This is a genomic window from Candidatus Enterococcus avicola, assembly GCF_047470845.1.
GTDB lineage: Bacteria > Bacillota > Bacilli > Lactobacillales > Enterococcaceae > Enterococcus_D > Enterococcus_D casseliflavus.
This window is the reverse complement of the sequence record NZ_JBLGTY010000019.1, coordinates 1-15212: the sequence shown is the minus strand read 5'-3', so window position 1 is coordinate 15212 and position 15212 is coordinate 1. Positions and strand designations below refer to the sequence as shown.

General features: G+C 44.1%; 15 protein-coding genes. 6 read left to right on the top strand and 9 right to left on the bottom strand.

The window, feature by feature from the left end; genetic code table 11:
- The gene (locus ACI3E5_RS13825; protein ID WP_498821947.1) at nucleotides 1-1005 is read left to right on the top strand and encodes a sugar kinase; all 1005 of its coding nucleotides are present in this window, start codon (nucleotides 1-3) and stop codon (nucleotides 1003-1005) included.
- 106 nt (nucleotides 1006-1111) lie between these two features.
- Here ACI3E5_RS13825 and ACI3E5_RS13820 read toward each other — a convergent pair whose 3' ends face one another.
- From ACI3E5_RS13820 to ACI3E5_RS13785, 8 genes are all read right to left on the bottom strand, one after another.
- A complete protein-coding gene (locus ACI3E5_RS13820; protein ID WP_074535651.1) occupies nucleotides 1112-1690 on the bottom strand; it encodes a TMEM175 family protein in 579 nt (192 codons plus the stop codon).
- Nucleotides 1691-1789: 99 nt separating this feature from the next.
- Nucleotides 1790-2350 carry a TetR/AcrR family transcriptional regulator gene (locus ACI3E5_RS13815; protein WP_010747950.1) on the bottom strand — a complete coding sequence of 187 codons (561 nt, stop codon included), beginning with the start codon at nucleotides 2348-2350 and terminating at the stop codon, nucleotides 1790-1792.
- A 2-nt stretch (nucleotides 2351-2352) separates the two neighbouring features.
- Nucleotides 2353-3276 (bottom strand): phytoene/squalene synthase family protein, encoded by a 924-nt coding sequence (locus ACI3E5_RS13810; RefSeq protein WP_081116731.1) that lies wholly within the window; start codon nucleotides 3274-3276, stop codon nucleotides 2353-2355.
- A complete protein-coding gene (locus ACI3E5_RS13805) occupies nucleotides 3266-4753 on the bottom strand; it encodes a phytoene desaturase family protein (RefSeq protein WP_005235239.1) in 1488 nt (495 codons plus the stop codon). The genes ACI3E5_RS13810 and ACI3E5_RS13805 overlap by 11 nt, the downstream gene beginning before the upstream one ends.
- Nucleotides 4750-5466: an ABC transporter ATP-binding protein gene (locus ACI3E5_RS13800; protein ID WP_074535653.1), complete on the bottom strand. Its 717-nt coding sequence runs from the start codon at nucleotides 5464-5466 to the stop codon at nucleotides 4750-4752. The genes ACI3E5_RS13805 and ACI3E5_RS13800 overlap by 4 nt, the downstream gene beginning before the upstream one ends.
- 11 nt (nucleotides 5467-5477) lie before the next feature.
- A complete protein-coding gene (locus ACI3E5_RS13795; RefSeq protein ID WP_201688910.1) occupies nucleotides 5478-6542 on the bottom strand; it encodes an ABC transporter permease in 1065 nt (354 codons plus the stop codon).
- 314 nt (nucleotides 6543-6856) lie between these two features.
- A complete protein-coding gene (locus ACI3E5_RS13790; RefSeq protein ID WP_081116729.1) occupies nucleotides 6857-7516 on the bottom strand; it encodes an HD domain-containing protein in 660 nt (219 codons plus the stop codon).
- Nucleotides 7506-8429 carry a dihydrodipicolinate synthase family protein gene (locus tag ACI3E5_RS13785; RefSeq protein WP_081116728.1) on the bottom strand — a complete coding sequence of 308 codons (924 nt, stop codon included), beginning with the start codon at nucleotides 8427-8429 and terminating at the stop codon, nucleotides 7506-7508. Before ACI3E5_RS13785 ends, ACI3E5_RS13790 begins: the two co-directional genes overlap by 11 nt.
- A 337-nt stretch (nucleotides 8430-8766) precedes the next feature.
- On the opposite strand from ACI3E5_RS13785, the gene ACI3E5_RS13780 reads away from it, so the two are divergent.
- From ACI3E5_RS13780 to ACI3E5_RS13770, 3 genes are read left to right on the top strand one after another with little or no spacing between them, the layout of a single operon-like run.
- On the top strand, nucleotides 8767-10599 hold the full coding sequence (locus tag ACI3E5_RS13780; protein WP_081116727.1) for a beta-glucoside-specific PTS transporter subunit IIABC: 1833 nt from the start codon (nucleotides 8767-8769) through the stop codon (nucleotides 10597-10599).
- Nucleotides 10600-10645: 46 nt separating this feature from the next.
- Nucleotides 10646-12109, top strand: a complete 1464-nt coding sequence (locus tag ACI3E5_RS13775; RefSeq protein ID WP_081116726.1) for a glycoside hydrolase family 1 protein — start codon at nucleotides 10646-10648, stop codon at nucleotides 12107-12109.
- A gap of 20 nt (nucleotides 12110-12129) precedes the next feature.
- The gene (locus tag ACI3E5_RS13770) at nucleotides 12130-12978 is read left to right on the top strand and encodes a PRD domain-containing protein (protein ID WP_081116725.1); all 849 of its coding nucleotides are present in this window, start codon (nucleotides 12130-12132) and stop codon (nucleotides 12976-12978) included.
- 67 nt (nucleotides 12979-13045) lie between these two features.
- Here the strand turns inward: ACI3E5_RS13770 and ACI3E5_RS13765 are convergent, their stop codons facing one another.
- On the bottom strand, nucleotides 13046-13450 hold the full coding sequence (locus ACI3E5_RS13765) for an HIT family protein (protein ID WP_179135462.1): 405 nt from the start codon (nucleotides 13448-13450) through the stop codon (nucleotides 13046-13048).
- A gap of 171 nt (nucleotides 13451-13621) precedes the next feature.
- On the opposite strand from ACI3E5_RS13765, the gene ACI3E5_RS13760 reads away from it, so the two are divergent.
- Nucleotides 13622-14602 carry an aldo/keto reductase gene (locus ACI3E5_RS13760; RefSeq protein ID WP_081116723.1) on the top strand — a complete coding sequence of 327 codons (981 nt, stop codon included), beginning with the start codon at nucleotides 13622-13624 and terminating at the stop codon, nucleotides 14600-14602.
- Nucleotides 14603-14677: 75 nt separating this feature from the next.
- On the top strand, nucleotides 14678-15082 hold the full coding sequence (locus tag ACI3E5_RS13755; protein WP_081116722.1) for a MerR family transcriptional regulator: 405 nt from the start codon (nucleotides 14678-14680) through the stop codon (nucleotides 15080-15082).
- Nucleotides 15083-15212 lie beyond the last annotated feature (130 nt).

The following is a 15212-nucleotide window of genomic DNA, read 5'->3' as shown; positions in this document are numbered from 1 at the left end:
ATGATGCGGATCGGTGCTTACGGTGAGGTAATGATGCGGTTGACGCCACCAGAATATCGAACATTGGAACAGACTCACTCTTTGCGAATGGATTTTACGGGAACAGGGGTCAATCTGTTAGGTAATTTGGCGCATTTCGGCTTGACGACGTCGATGCTGACACAGGTGCCAGCCAACCGATTAGGAGATACGGCAAAAGCCAGCTTGCGTTCCTATGGAATCCAGACGGCATTTGTTGGCAAAAAATACAGTCATATCGGCAGTTATTTCGCCGAGATCGGCTACGGCGCTCGTCCGACCTATGTGACGTATCAAAATCGCCATCATAGTTCCTTTGGCGTTTCTGGTCCAGAAGAATATGCTATCGATGGATTTTTAGAAACGGTCGATCTCATTCATATTTGCGGGATCTCTCTTAGTTTGACTGAGAAAACCTGGCAAACAGCTTTGGCTTTGGCGAAACAGGCCCATGCCAAGCAGATTCGCGTCTGCTTTGATTTCAACTTCCGTCCAAGCTTGAATGAAGAATTAAATCGGGAGGTACTGAAACAACGGTATGAAACGATCCTACCCTATTGTGACCTAGTTTTCGGCTCTGTCCGTAACTTGGAGGAGCTATTGGCTTATCCCTTAGAGGAAACAGAAGGCGCAGAGCTTGCGTTGATCCAATCCTTTATTGACCAGTATCAACTCGAATGGTTCTGCGGGACACGGCGTCTAGCCGTGGAAGACAAGCAGTTTATCAGCGGAAGGATCATTACGGCACAAGATGCCTATGAAACGGCACCGCAGCTGCTGCAAGTATTGGATCGGATCGGGGCAGGGGATGCCTATGCTGCTGGCGTATTATTAGGCTACGCCGAAAAATGGTCACTCCAACGCACCGCTGATTTTGCTATCACGAATGCAGTATTGGCTCATACGATGCTGGGAGATGTCCCCTTAACCACCAAAGAACAAGTGGAACAAGTCTTACAGGCACCTGGGAAAGACTTGATTCGCTAGAAAAAACACTTGCGTCCTTCTCTTGATGGATGACTGCGCAAAAGTACACCAATCGGCTGCTTTTGCGCAATCATTCACCGCTTTTAGGAGAAGGACGCAAGTGTTTTTATTGTTTTAAAAAGGCTTCTACTTTTTTCTCAGGGATCACCCACAACAATAGCACGAGACTATCCAGTGTGATGATGAATAGGGGATGGATCAGCCAGCCGAGGAGCAATGCCAGCACGTTGATAAACAACGTAAAGTAGAGTTTCTTGTATCCGCGAAACAGTTCTACGATGGCTTGATTATCAGGGTTGGCACGCACCAAGGACTTTCCTACAAGGAAATAGCTGAAATCCGTCAATAAAATGACAGCCCCGTATAGCAGCTGAGGGGCAAGAGCGACTGGATAACGACTGACCCATGACGTTACAAAAGGAAAGAGGGTCAGTGCCAGGATCAACAAATGATTCGCCCACAAGGTCCAACCGTCGATTTTAGACACTACTTGAAACAGATGATGGTGATTGTTCCAGTAGATCGCTAACATCACAAAGCTGATCAAATAAATAATAAATTGCTGTTCCACTCCTAAAAAAGAAGCAAAGGTATCGCCTTCGGGCTGGTGCAATTCCAATACTAATAAGGTCATTACGATCGCAATGACCGCATCGGTAAAGGCTTCGATTCGATTTTTTGACATGTACATCCATCCTTTTAAGTTTCTGTTTACTGGATCAGTGTACGCGATTGTCAGAAATTCGTCGAATGATTATTCTCGGGACAAAAGCCAACGTTCCAGCTATTTCGCAATTGGCCCATTGCCTAGTGCACCGAATAAAAACAAATCGATCGCTTCTGGCATCTTGTCTTCTTTTTCTGGTGAGTCCAAATGAGCCGCCATCAGTACTAACAATTGACTGGTGACAAATTCTGGGTCGACATCCGAACGGAGATTGGAATCACTGCGACGAAACAAGTCAAGAAACGGTTCTTTATAATTTTTCCGCCAAAGCAAGTACAGTTTTTTAGAAGTGTCCTCAGAAACGGTATGCTGAATGTCGTGCATCATCATATAAAAATTGATCCGATGCCGACTTCTTAAAAAAAGAAACATGTTCAAGATTTTTTCAGAGATCGTCAAGGAAGTATCTTCAACGGTCTGATTTAGCTTTCCAGAAACCTCTTGTGCCAAAGAAACCATCACTTCATAATAGATGGCTTCTTTGCCTTTGAAGTGATAATAAAGATTGGGTTGCGTGATGCCGACGGCTTCTGCGATCTGTCTAGTAGAAGTTGCTTGATACCCCTGCTGCATAAACAGGTTCTCTGCCACTCGTAATATTTTTTCTCGCAAGTTCAAAGTTAGCCCTCCCAACGTTCCTGACGAAGCATTTTTTTCGCGGTAAACAAAAGTTGGATTTTCCGTTGTTTCGGTACCGCTGTTTTTTCAGCAAATACTTGATAGTTGTTTTTGCGAATCACAGTCAAGATTTCCCGATAGATCAAAGCAGCTGCTAATAGAGCTTCACGGCAATCTTCATCGATTTGCGGCATCATGACAAAAGATTCTTGATAAAGCGTCTCTGCCAGTTGCGCCTCGTGTTCCCACATCTCGATAAACTGTGGATTTTGATTGCCAGCGGCTAAAGCCTCTCGCGAAAGGTTGTATTGCGCCAAGACCGTTTGCGGCAAATAGATGCGGCCCATCCGCAGATCCTCGCCAATATCACGTAAAATATTGGTGCGCTGCATCGCTTCACCCAATTTGATGGCGGGCTCTTGAATCGCAGCGGCTGCTTGCGAGAGAATCGGCAAGAGCATCAGACCTACACTGCCAGCTACGTAGTAACTATAGTCAGAAAGCTCTTTTTCAGAGGTGGGCTGCTGGAAGTCAAGGTCTTGTTTTTGCCCCACCAATAGGTCGAAAAAGGGTTGAAATTGCAGATCAAACTGTTGGAAAGAAAGGGTCAATGCCCGCCAAATGGCTTCATCAGGATCTTCTTCCTGGATGGCTTGCGGCAAGTCGATTGCATCGTCTGATACTTGTTTTTGCATTTCTTCCAAGCGTTTTTTCATGGCTTCGATCAACAATGGGTCTTGCTTTTCATCGACGGCATCATCGGCACGTCGGCAAAAGGCGTAGACGGCATAGACGGCGCGGGCTTTGTCTTTTGGCAATTGAGAAAAGGCGGTATGAAAATTTTTCGAATGCTTTTTTATGATGGCCTCACAGTATAAAAAATCGTTGTCGTATTCATCAAAGACGCTTAATGATTTAACGGTCATCTTTTAACAACTCCTCCACAGCTAACTTGGCACTTTGCATCACGATTGGCACACCCGCTCCCGGATGCGTACTGCTGCCGCAGAAGTATAGGCCTTCTGCATAATCAAATTTATTATGGGGACGATAGTAGTTGCTTTGTGCCAAGGTCGGTTTCAAGCCAAACGTCGCACCGTTGTAAGCATTGAACCGATCATTGAACGTATCTGGCGTATACATTTTTTCATACACGATGTGTTCATCAATATCCGTAAAGATCGTTTTTTCTTTTAATAATCCAATGATCTGCTGGCGGTAGCTTTGGATCGTTTCATCCGTCCATTGATCAAATTTAGATAATTCAGGCACTGGGACTAAAACATAAAGACCTTCTTGACCATCAGGTGCTAAGGAAGCATCTTTCAGGGTTGGACGATACAAGTAGAAGGAAGGATCTTCTGGCAGTTTGCCAGCCTCGAAAAGATCGTCTACATTGCGTTTGAAATCATTGGCAAAATAAATGCTGTGGAGTGCGCTATCCTCATATTTTTTGTCCAGACCTAAATAAAGCAAGAAACAAGAACAAGAATAATCCATCGAAGCGATTTTTTGATTGGTGTATTTGCCGCGTTTTGATTCATCAGGAATCAAGCTTTCCATGGCATAAGGAAAATCAGCCGCACAAATCACGGCATCTGCGGTGATCGTTTCTCCATTGACACGAACGCCTTTGGTTTGCTTGTTTTCGATCAATAATTCATCGATCGGCGTATTGTAATGGATCGTACCGCCTAATTCTTGGAACAAACGTGCCATACCAGTGGCTAACGTATACATGCCGCCTTTGATGAAATAGACCCCATACATCAACTCGATCATAGGGATGATCGTATAAAGGGACGGCCCTTGGTAAGGGGAGACACCGATATACAAGGTTTGAAACGCCAATGATTTACGCAGGCGATCATCTTTGACAAATTTAGAAATGGAAGAGTAGGCGTCACTAAACGTTCGCAGCTTTAACCCTGCCCATAATGATTTGGGATTGTAAAAATCTCGCCATGTCCGAAACGACTTGGTGATGAAGGACTCTTTGGCGATCACATAGCGTTTGTAAATATCTGCTAAAAAGGCAAAATAGCCTTGAGCATCTTCTTCTGAGATCGCTTCTAGCGTTTTGGTCAATTCTACTAAGTCATTTGAGAAGGTCAGCGGTTCGTCTTGGGCAAAATACAGCTGCAGCATCGGATCGACTTTCTCCATAGGAATATAGTCATTCGGATCAACGCCAGCAAATTCAAACACTTCACGATAAATTTCAGGCATCATCACGATGGTGGGGCCCACATCAAAGGTAAAGCCGTTTTCCTTGATCTGATTCATTTTGCCCCCAGGTTGACCTTCTTTTTCGTAGAGGGTGACGTCATAGCCAAGTTTTTGCAAACGGACAGCAGCAGCTAATCCTGACACGCCCGCACCGACAACAATAATTTTTTTCATGCTTGCTCCTTCTGCGAATCATCTGATTCGGCTTCTTTTTTCGTGTGTTCTTTTTCTTCTAAAACGCCATCCTTCATGACGAGGACCCGATCACAATAATCTGTCAAACGGGTATCATGGGTCACCATAATGGTGGCTTTTTGTTTTTCTTTGGTTTCTTTCGCTAAGATTTTGACGACTTCGACGGCTTTTTTTGAATCAAGACTCGCCGTTGGTTCATCTGCCAAAATGATGGTGGGATCATGATAGAGCGCTCGGGCAATAGCCACACGCTGTCTTTCTCCACCAGATAGTTCATCGGGGTATTTGTTCTGCAGCTTTTCAATCCCTAGTTGTTCAAACAATTCAGTAGCTGATTGCTCTTGGGGTTCTTTGCTGACCTTATCCACCAATTGGAGTTGCTTTTTGACCGTCAAAAAAGGGACAAGGTTGGAAGCTTGTAAAATAAAGCCGATCTTTTTGAAACGAGTTTTTGCCCGTTGCTTTTCTTTTTGATTACTGAAGGGTTCGTCATTGATAAACACTTCGCCTTCAGAGGGGGCTTGTAGACCACCGGCAATCGTCAGAAAGGTACTTTTCCCAGAGCCGGAAGGACCGATGATGGCGACAAATTCGCCTTTTTCTACTGAAAAGTTGGTTTCTTTCAAGGCTTCGATTGTCGCGTCCCCATCTTTAAATGTTTTTTTGACTTGTTTGAATTCAATGGCACTCATGTTTTTTCCTCCTATCCGATTGCTTTCAATGGGTCGATTTTTACAATCGTTCGCACCGAGAAGAAAGCACCTAGCATCGCGATCAGAATCATCATGATACTGATACTAGCAAAGAATAATAGATTGATTTGGAATGGCACTGCCGCAGGTAACACGAGGGCGGTACCGATCGTTGCCAAACCACCGATTAAAACACCCGAGGTTGCCAATAAGAACGTTTGGGCGATCACCGAAAAAGCAATGTAGCGGCTAGAGATCCCTTGGGCTTTCATGACACCGAAAATTTCTGATTTTTGCATCGTTAGCACATAGATAAAAATACCGATAACGATGGCAGCAATCACGATCAAGAACCCGATCATAAAGCCAAAGGTCAGTACTTGTGCGTTGTAACCAGGCAATTCATTAATAAATTTGCTGATATCCGTAGCGACTAGATCATCTGGCACTTCTTTGATTTTGCCACGAGTCACGATCGCGTTGATACGGGCATTTTCTGAATTATCTTCTTTTTCAAAACGAATTTCTTGATAGGCACCGATCGAGGTGTAGAGGACCGGAGCGACACTGAAGCGGGCGTTATCTGTAAAACCGACGATTTTCAATTTTTTGTCACTGCCTGCTAATTTGATGGTGTCACCAATGGAAATCCCGTATTCTTCCTCAATACTGCTGTCGGCGACCGCTTCATCATCTGAAGCAAACATCTCGCCATCGGTAATATTGGGTGCTAAAAATTGATCTGGATCAATGCCGAAAAAGGTGACATCGACTTTTTCACCGTTGTCTTCTTTGGTCACAACTCCAGCGGTTTGCGCCAAAACTGCTTTTTCTGGTGCATCGACTTCATCATAAAGACTGCGAGGAAGCATCGACATGTTTAAATTATCATTTGCTTCTTCGGTCAACAAAATTTGATCTGCCTCCCATTTGTCGACCGCCATCCGATTATCTTGAGCCAACCCATAAGCTAACCCAGTTAAAAAAAAGACCAAATAGGCGATTAAAAACATGACCCCTGTGACTAGGGCGTAACGCAATTTGGAATGGCGTATTTCATTGATTGCCAAAAACATAACGATTCCTCCTAATATTTTATCACTTGATAAAATAAAAATACCATTTTTTTTATTTTCAGCAAACTATCTTGCTTACAAAGAGTAAATTCGGTGAAAAAAGGAAGGTTATTTAGAAGGGGCGTCTGTTGATTGAAGAAAACCACTTGCTGCCCTTTGATTTGAATAGGAGCGTAGGAGCAGCGAAGGGGCGGGGGATTTTAGTGGAGAAAGAACGTTTAGAATAACAGTAAAAGCCCTCTGATTCAGTGCAGACACAACTGCGGCGCTGAATCAGAGGGTTCCTATTTGAAGTCTGGTGCTGGATCAAAGTGTCAATCGTCAGTTTCTTTTCTTGTAGCGATAACTAACGGCACGATTTTTTCAAAGGAGTGACGGAAGCTTTCAGGTTGTGCTAATTTTTGATAGATGATCGCCAAACCATCTTGGTTTTTGCGATAATCCAACCAAACCTTCAGCTCACTTTGAGGACCGTATTTCTTTGAAATGTACTGATACGCTTCATGATGCAATTGTTCTAAATCTGTCAGCTGCTTTTTCTCATAAGCAAAAAGCAAGGTTCGCTTGAGGATTCGCTCAAAATCTAAGTCGCGATCGGCTTCGGAAATAATTTTGCCATAAAGCGAGCGAGGCTCATAGGGCAGCGAGGCGCGATGATCTTCTACAGCTTCGCCGATCATTGAAATGACTGGAGGAGAGAAAAAGCGTGGCAACACAGCATCTTGTTCAACGATCTTGCGGGAATTGCTTTCGTGGTTTTTGCGGCCATAGAGCAAGCCGATATCATGGTAGGCAGCTACCGTATAGACGATATTCAGGTCAACGGGCAATGTTTCAGCAATTTCAAAACTATTTTGGATCACTTGGTGGACGTGCGCTGGGGAGTGACTGCTATCCAATTGGTTGTATTGCGGGATGATGGAGCTTTCAATATAGTGCTTTAGTTGTGGATCAATCGGTGCATCAATCTTCATTTGTCTGGTTCTCCTGCCTTTCTTGTGCTAGATGAGGGGGAATTGAGCCAGTGCCAAACCGATCAATTGTTTCTAGACCTAGCGGCTGACGACAAAAGCCAAAGGGCTGTCCATCAATGGTGATTTGCTGCTTGAGCCACGGAAGGTAACTGATGGTATCTGTTGGATCGCCAGCAGCTGCTTGTTCCATTTTCTGCCATTCATTCGACGGAGAAATCGTTGCATCACCTTTCAATAAGCCTTGCCAAATCACCTGGATCTCCTTGGGACAAAGGTTGCCTGCCATTGATGACAGACCGTTAAACCCTAATGCGACCTTTTCCGCCAAGTCCGCTTCACCACCAGCATAAAAGCGAAAATCGGCAGCCGTCTTTGTTTTTAGTTGAGGCACTCGCTCCTTACTGCCAGCTTCTTTTAAGCCGATCACCCGAGGGTTAGCGATCAGGGTCAAGAGACTTTCTGCAGATAAATCAAAGCCCGTGCGGCGGGGATTGTTGTATAAAATAACTGGTTTTTCGCAAGTATGGATCAATCCCTGAGCATAGAGGACGGCTTCCTTTTGCGTCAGGCAAAGATAAGGGGGAAAGCCTAAAACCACACCATCGATTCGGGGATTTTTGCTGATTGCTTCTGCCAACGCGAGCGTTTCATGAAATACGATGCCAGCTAAACCGAAGAGGACTTCGAAATCGGCTGCCCAGCTGGTTTCTTGCGCTAAGTCATGTAGAAGCTGTTTTTTTTCTGTTAAGGTCAATGAGTGCTGTTCACCGGTGGAGCCGCACACCAAAACCGATTTGATCCCTTGCTTTTGCAGTTGCAAGATATGAGCGATCGTCCTTTTCGTGTCAAGTCTTTCTGCATGATCAAATGCTGTTGGGACGGCAACATGCAGTGAGTGATTCAATGGAGTCATCCGATTCATCCTTTCTTGTGATACGTTTAGCCAGCGATGTTCTTCTTGCTTCTGGTGCAAGCAAAGGAAGACGGAACAACTGATTATCCACTAAGTGTAGCAAACTTCCAGATTCAGAAAAAGACTTGAGGAAAATTTTTTTAAAACAGTGGTTGCGTTTTCAAATAAAGTATGGTATTATGCAAGTAATAAAACAGGCATGTGACTGGTAATGCAGGCAGGACCTATAAAAAACATGGAAGGGATCGTTGGATTCCGTTGAATGTTTTTGTAGGTGCTGCCTGCTTTTTTCTTTGTTTGGCCAACAAAGGAAAACTAATTAAAGGAGAAGAAAATTATGAATGTAAAAGAAACGGCAACTGCCATCGTTGAGTTGATTGGCGGAAAAGAAAATATCGCACATTTGGAACATTGCTCCACACGCTTGCGCTTTACCTTAAAAGACAATAGCCTCGTACAAAAAGATGCCTTGGAAAAAGTCGATGGCGTGATTGGGGTGCGACAAAATGTCCAATGCCAAGTCATCATCGGCAATGATGTCGTCGAAGTGTATGATGAGGTGATGAACGTGTTAGGTCATGAGCTAACAGCGGATGGAGGAAGTGAAGGCAAACAAAAACAATCGTGGGGTGCGGTCCTGCTTGATTTTATTATCTCGATTTTTCAACCGTTGATTCCAGCAGTCGCTGGAGGGGGCGTCTTGAAATCCTTACTGTTACTTGCTTCTGTCACTGGATTGATGGACAATACGAGCCAGACGTATCAAATTTTGAATCTGATCGGTGGCGCACCATTGTATTTCTTACCGATTTTAGTGGCGATCACCACGGCAAATAAATTAAAGGTCAACCAATTGGTGGCGGTTTCCGCTGTCGGTGCCTTGATTTTGCCTGAACTAACGACACTATTGACAGATGGCGCAGCGTTCATGGGCTTCGGTTTACAAAATATCGCCTATGCGTCACAAGTATTTCCAGCAATTTTAACGGTTTTATTTTACGCTCAAATTGAAAAGCTTTTTACCCGAATTTCACCAAAACCGATCCGTATCTTCTTTGTTCCAATGATGAGCTTAGTTATTACGGTTCCAGTTGCTTTATTGATTTTAGGCCCATTAGGCTTTGAAGTCGGAACGATTTTTTCAGCAGCGATCATTTGGCTGTATGCCCATTTAGGTTGGGTAGCAACAGGGATCTTAGCTGCTGTTTTACCATTGATGGTGGTTACTGGTATGCACAAAGCCATGATTCCCTATGCTGTTTCGTCCATGAGTGAGATGGGGGCAGAGCTGTTATACTTGCCTGCCTCATTGGCACATAACATTGCAGAAGCTGGTGCTTGTTTTGCGGTTAGTGTTCGGACCAAAGACCAAAAACTTCGTTCAACCGCTGTTTCTGCAGGCATCTCCGCCCTTTTTGGCATCACCGAGCCTGCTTTGTATGGGGTGACGATCCTGCATAAACGAGTCCTTTACGGCGTGATGGCTTCCAGCCTAGTTGGTGGAGCGGTGGCTGGTTTGTTTGCCATCAAGGCCTTCGCATTAGTTGGCCCTGGTCTAGCAAGTATCACTATGTTCGTGGATGAAGCCAACCCGATGAATCTTGTGTGGGCATTGGTCACGTTAGGGGTATCCTTTGCTGTTTCCTTTGTCCTTGTCCTTTTCTTATTCAAGGACAAAGTGGTAGAAAATAAGACGACGGTTGCCGATCCCAAAGCCGAAGTATTGAGCAAACCAGTAGATGGGCAAGTGGTAGCTTTATCTGAAGTCAACGATGAAGTCTTTTCAAGCGGTATGATCGGAGAAGGGTTCGGGATCATCCCGACGTCTGGCGAATTGATCGCACCAGAAGATGGCGAGATCACGATGTTGTTTGAAACCAACCATGCGATCGGTTTAAAAACCCGTAATGGCGCAGAATTGCTCTTTCATATCGGCTTGGATACCGTCCAATTAGAAGGCAAACACTTTACCCCTTACGTGAAAGCGGGGGATCAAGTGAAACAAGGGCAACCACTGATCCAATTTGATCTAGATGCCATCAAAGCAGCTGGGTTTGATCCAATCGTGATCTGTGTGGTCACCAATCAAGAAAACTTTACTGTCAAACCGATCGAATCAACCGATGAGCGCAACGAACAAGGCGTTCTATCGATTGCACCGATCGTCTAAACCAATGAGCAATGCAACAAAAACAATGTAAAAGGGGATTGAAAAAATGACTGAAACAACTTTTCCAAAGGACTTCTTATGGGGTGGCGCTATCGCCGCAAATCAAGTAGAAGGAGGATGGAATCTTGACGGCAAAGGCTTGTCGGTGGCGGATGTGGCTACTTACAAACCGCATGTCGACGTGAAAAACTTTGCAGCACATATGAGTGTGACTGTTGAAGCCGTCAAAGAAGCAATGGCGGATTCAACGGATACCATCTATCCAAAACGCCGAGGGATCGACTTCTATCATCGCTATCCAGAAGATTTGGCTTTATTTGCGGAGATAGGTTTTAAAGTATTGCGTTTATCGATTGCATGGACCCGCTTGTTCCCAACTGGGGAAGAAACGACACCCAATCCAGAAGGGATCGCTTTTTACCGCAATGTCTTCCAAGAAATGCAGCGTTTGGGAATCAAACCGATCGTAACGTTGTCTCACTATGAAATGCCGCTAGCGCTGAGCTTGAAGTACAATGGCTGGGTGGAACGCAAAGTGATCGATGACTTTGTCCGCTTTGCAACCGTCTGTTTTGAAGAATTTGGGGAGTATGTGGAGTATTGGCTGACATTTAACGAAATCGACAGTATCCATCGTCATCCCTTTACAACAGCAGGAATCATTCCAGAACAATCAGAAGCAGGCAAGGAAGAGCAAGACGTGTATCAAGCCCTCCATCACCAATTTGTGGCCAGCTCATTAGTGACAAAAATCGCTCATGAAATAAATCCCGACAACAAAGTCGGCTGTATGATCACGAAGTTGATGACGTATCCATTGACTTGTGACCCATTGGATGTTGAATTGACCTTAAAGAAAAACTTGGAAAATGATTTTTATGCGGATGTTCAAGTCAAAGGTGCTTATCCGCGAATGATTGAAAAAGATCTGGAAAAACGCGGCATCAAGATTGAAATGGCACCAGAAGACCGCCAAATCTTAAAAGATCACACCGTTGATTTTCTTTCCTTTAGTTATTATATGTCTATGGCCGAATCAGGTGATCCAAATGCCGAACGGACACCGGGCAATACGGTTTTAGGGGTAAAAAATCCCAAGCTGCCATCAACTGAATGGGGCTGGCAGATCGATCCTAAAGGCTTGAAAATCTCCTTGCTTTCATTGTATGATCGGTATCAAGTGCCATTAATGATCGTTGAAAATGGTATGGGCGCCGTGGATGTCCTTGAAGACGGCCAAGTGCATGATCCGTATCGGGTCGATTATTTCAAGGCACACTTCAAACAAATGAAGGAAGCCATCGATGAAGGGGTCGATTTGATTGGTTATACTTCTTGGGCACCGATCGATCTGGTCAGTGCTGGTACGTCACAAGTGACGAAACGCTACGGCTTCATTTATGTGGATGCCGATGATGAAGGAAACGGGAGTTATGACCGTTTGAAAAAAGATTCCTTCGATTGGTACAAAGAAGTGATCGCTACCAATGGCGCAAGTTTGGCAGAATAATCAGTGAGGAGCGAGAGTGCATGATTTACATCAAGAAAGTCTTAAATTCAAGTGTCGTACTTGTTGATAAGGAAGGCCAGGAAATGATTGCACTTGGGAAGGGGATCGGCTATGGAAAGAAAGTCGGCGACAGCATAGCCGATACCCAGATCGATCAAGTTTTTCTGCCAATCGATGAAAAAAAATCGGGTCAGTTTGCCGATTTAGTGGATGAGATTCCGTTGTACTATTTTGAAATGACCAAAGAAATCGTTCAGCTGGCGCAAAAAATGCTGCCGTATCCGCTAAATTCAACGATTTACCTTACCTTATCGGATCACTTGCACTTTGCTGTGGAACGTCAGCAAAAAGGCTTGAGTGTGACGAATCGGCTCTATTGGGAAATCAAGAATTACTATACGGAGGAATTTCGAGCCGCCGAACAGGCACTACGCTTGTTGAAAGAGAAGTATCAAATTGATCTGCCAGAAGAAGAAGCCTCCAATATCGCGTTTCATTTGATCAATGCCCAGTCGAACACCGAGGAAAATCAAGATGGGTTGAAAAAAGCCAAATTGATCGGGGTGATCGTCAATATGGTACGCTACTCGATCCAGCAAGAAGTCAACACCAATTCGATCCATTACAATCGCTTTATCACCCACGTGCGTTTCTTCGTTGACCGGTTCTTTTTGGATGGTCTGCTGCAAGAAGAAGACGAAGGACTATACCGTCAAATGTGGGCTCTTTATCCAAATGCTATGGAGATCGCGACAAAAGTCAAAGCTTATATCGATAAAGAATATCAAACGAAGATCCCTGTCAATGAAATCGTCTATCTAGGCGTTCATATCAATCGGTTGATGAATCATTCAGCGATCAATTCCTAAGCGTCCTCATTTTTAACAAACACAAACAAGCCGTTTCCCTTTGATGGAAGAAACGGCTTGTTTGTATTTAGTAGGCTTGCTTGTCAGGAATCACGCCTCGAACGCCGCCTTTTGGTTCCTCCACGTCGCCTTGGTAGCGTGGGATCAAATGACAATGGCAATGAAAGACCGTCTGTCCGGCAGCTTCCCCGCAATTGAAGCCGATGTTGAAGCCGTCTGGTCGATAAGTTTCCAATAAATAGGCTTTGCCTTCATGCAATAAAGCCTGCAAGTCTTGTAATTCCTCTTGGGTGAGGACAAAATAATCCCTTCGATGTTCTTTGGGGATCAATAGCAAGTGTCCAGGGGTGACGGGGTACTTATCAAGGATCGCATAAAAGCGTTCGTTTTCAATGATCGCATGTTTTGAGGCAGTACAAAAAATACAAGTCAAAATCTTTCGCTCCTTTTTCTCGGCTAGATAGCGTATCAATACTTATCTTTAGTGTACCAAAAGCTGATTTGAAATGAAACGCACGAAAAAAAGCATGTCCTTTTGAGTCAATTGACAGTAAAATAAAAAAAAGTTTATAGATTCGCTTGACTTAGAGTGCACTTCAACCTGTATGCTTAGTGTAACTTAAAAAAACAGGAGGACGTACAAATGGACTATGTAAAATTTGGCAATACAGGACTTGATGTGTCACCTTTGTGTTTAGGGACAATGGGATTTGGCGATCCCAACAGCGGGTTTCATGAGTGGGTGTTAGAAGAAGACGACAGTCGTGAAGTCATCAAAAAAGCCTTGGATCTGGGTATCAACTTTTTTGATACGGCAAATGTCTATTCTTATGGAGCGAGCGAAGAAATCGTCGGTCGAGCATTGAATGATTTTGCGCCACGAGATGAGATCGTGGTTGCCACAAAACTATATTCTAAAATGAAACAGCGACCTAACAGTGGAGGCTTGTCCCGAAAAGCGATTTTTTATCAAGTCGAACAAAGCTTAAAACGCCTGCAAATGGACTACATTGATTTGTATATCATCCATCGTTGGGATTACCATACGCCAATTGAAGAAACCATGAAGGCATTACATGATTTGGTAGTTTCTGGAAAAGTACGCTATATCGGCGCATCTGCGATGTACGCTTGGCAATTTGCCAAAGCACAAGCAGTCGCTGAAAAAAATGGCTGGACCAAATTTGTTTCGATGCAAAATCACTTGAACTTGCTTTATCGAGAAGAAGAGCGAGAAATGATGCCCTTGTGTGCCGATCAAAAAATTGCCGTGACGCCATATAGCCCATTGGCTGCCGGACGGTTAACAAGAGATTGGGGTGCAGAGACCAAACGGTACTTAACGGATAAAACCGCCAATCAAAAGTACGACAAAACGATGGAACAAGACCGAGAGATCGTGGTGCGGGTCGCACAGATCGCTGACAAACACCAAAGCAAACGTGCGCAAATCGCCTTGGCATGGTTATTACAAAAAGAACAAGTGGTCGCACCAATTATCGGCGCAACAAAAGAAAGCCATTTATTAGATGCATTACCTGCCCTTGATCTAAAGCTGACTGCCGAAGAGATTGCGTATTTGGAAGAGCCTTACTTGCCTCATGCAGTGGTAGGAGCGGAATAATGAGTAACAAAAGGGCTTCTGGCTCGTAGCATACAAAACGATCTAGGAAAAAATACAAAACAAGGAAGTGAAGCCGTGAATATCAAAAAAGTCAGTGAACTGAGCGGCGTCTCAGCTGATACCATCCGTTACTATGAAAAAATTGGGCTGATCCCGGCGGTCAAACGCAATAAAAACGGTGTTCGTGAATTTGATGATGACGACTTAAAATGGATCACCTTTACTAGGCAAATGCGCAACGCTGGACTATCGATTGATGGCCTGAGTCATTACCTGGCTTTATTTGAAGAAGGGCGAGGGACGGTTCCTGAGCGCAAGCAGCTGTTAGCCGAACAAATTGCAGTTTTGCGGGAGAAAATCTCAGATATGACGGAAGCTGTTGAACGTTTAGAATACAAATTGGAACATTACGACGAGCATGTTCTGCCGACTGAAGAACGACTGCGTCAACGCAAAGCCAATTTGGTCACTAAGTCTTAATGACTGAATTTGCTACTATGGAAATTGAAACGTTCTGCTCAATGGAATCCAATAGAAAGACTAACTATATAGAGTCAAGTGAAAATTAGCTAAATCAAAAAAATATTTTATAACAGTTAAGTCCAAAAAA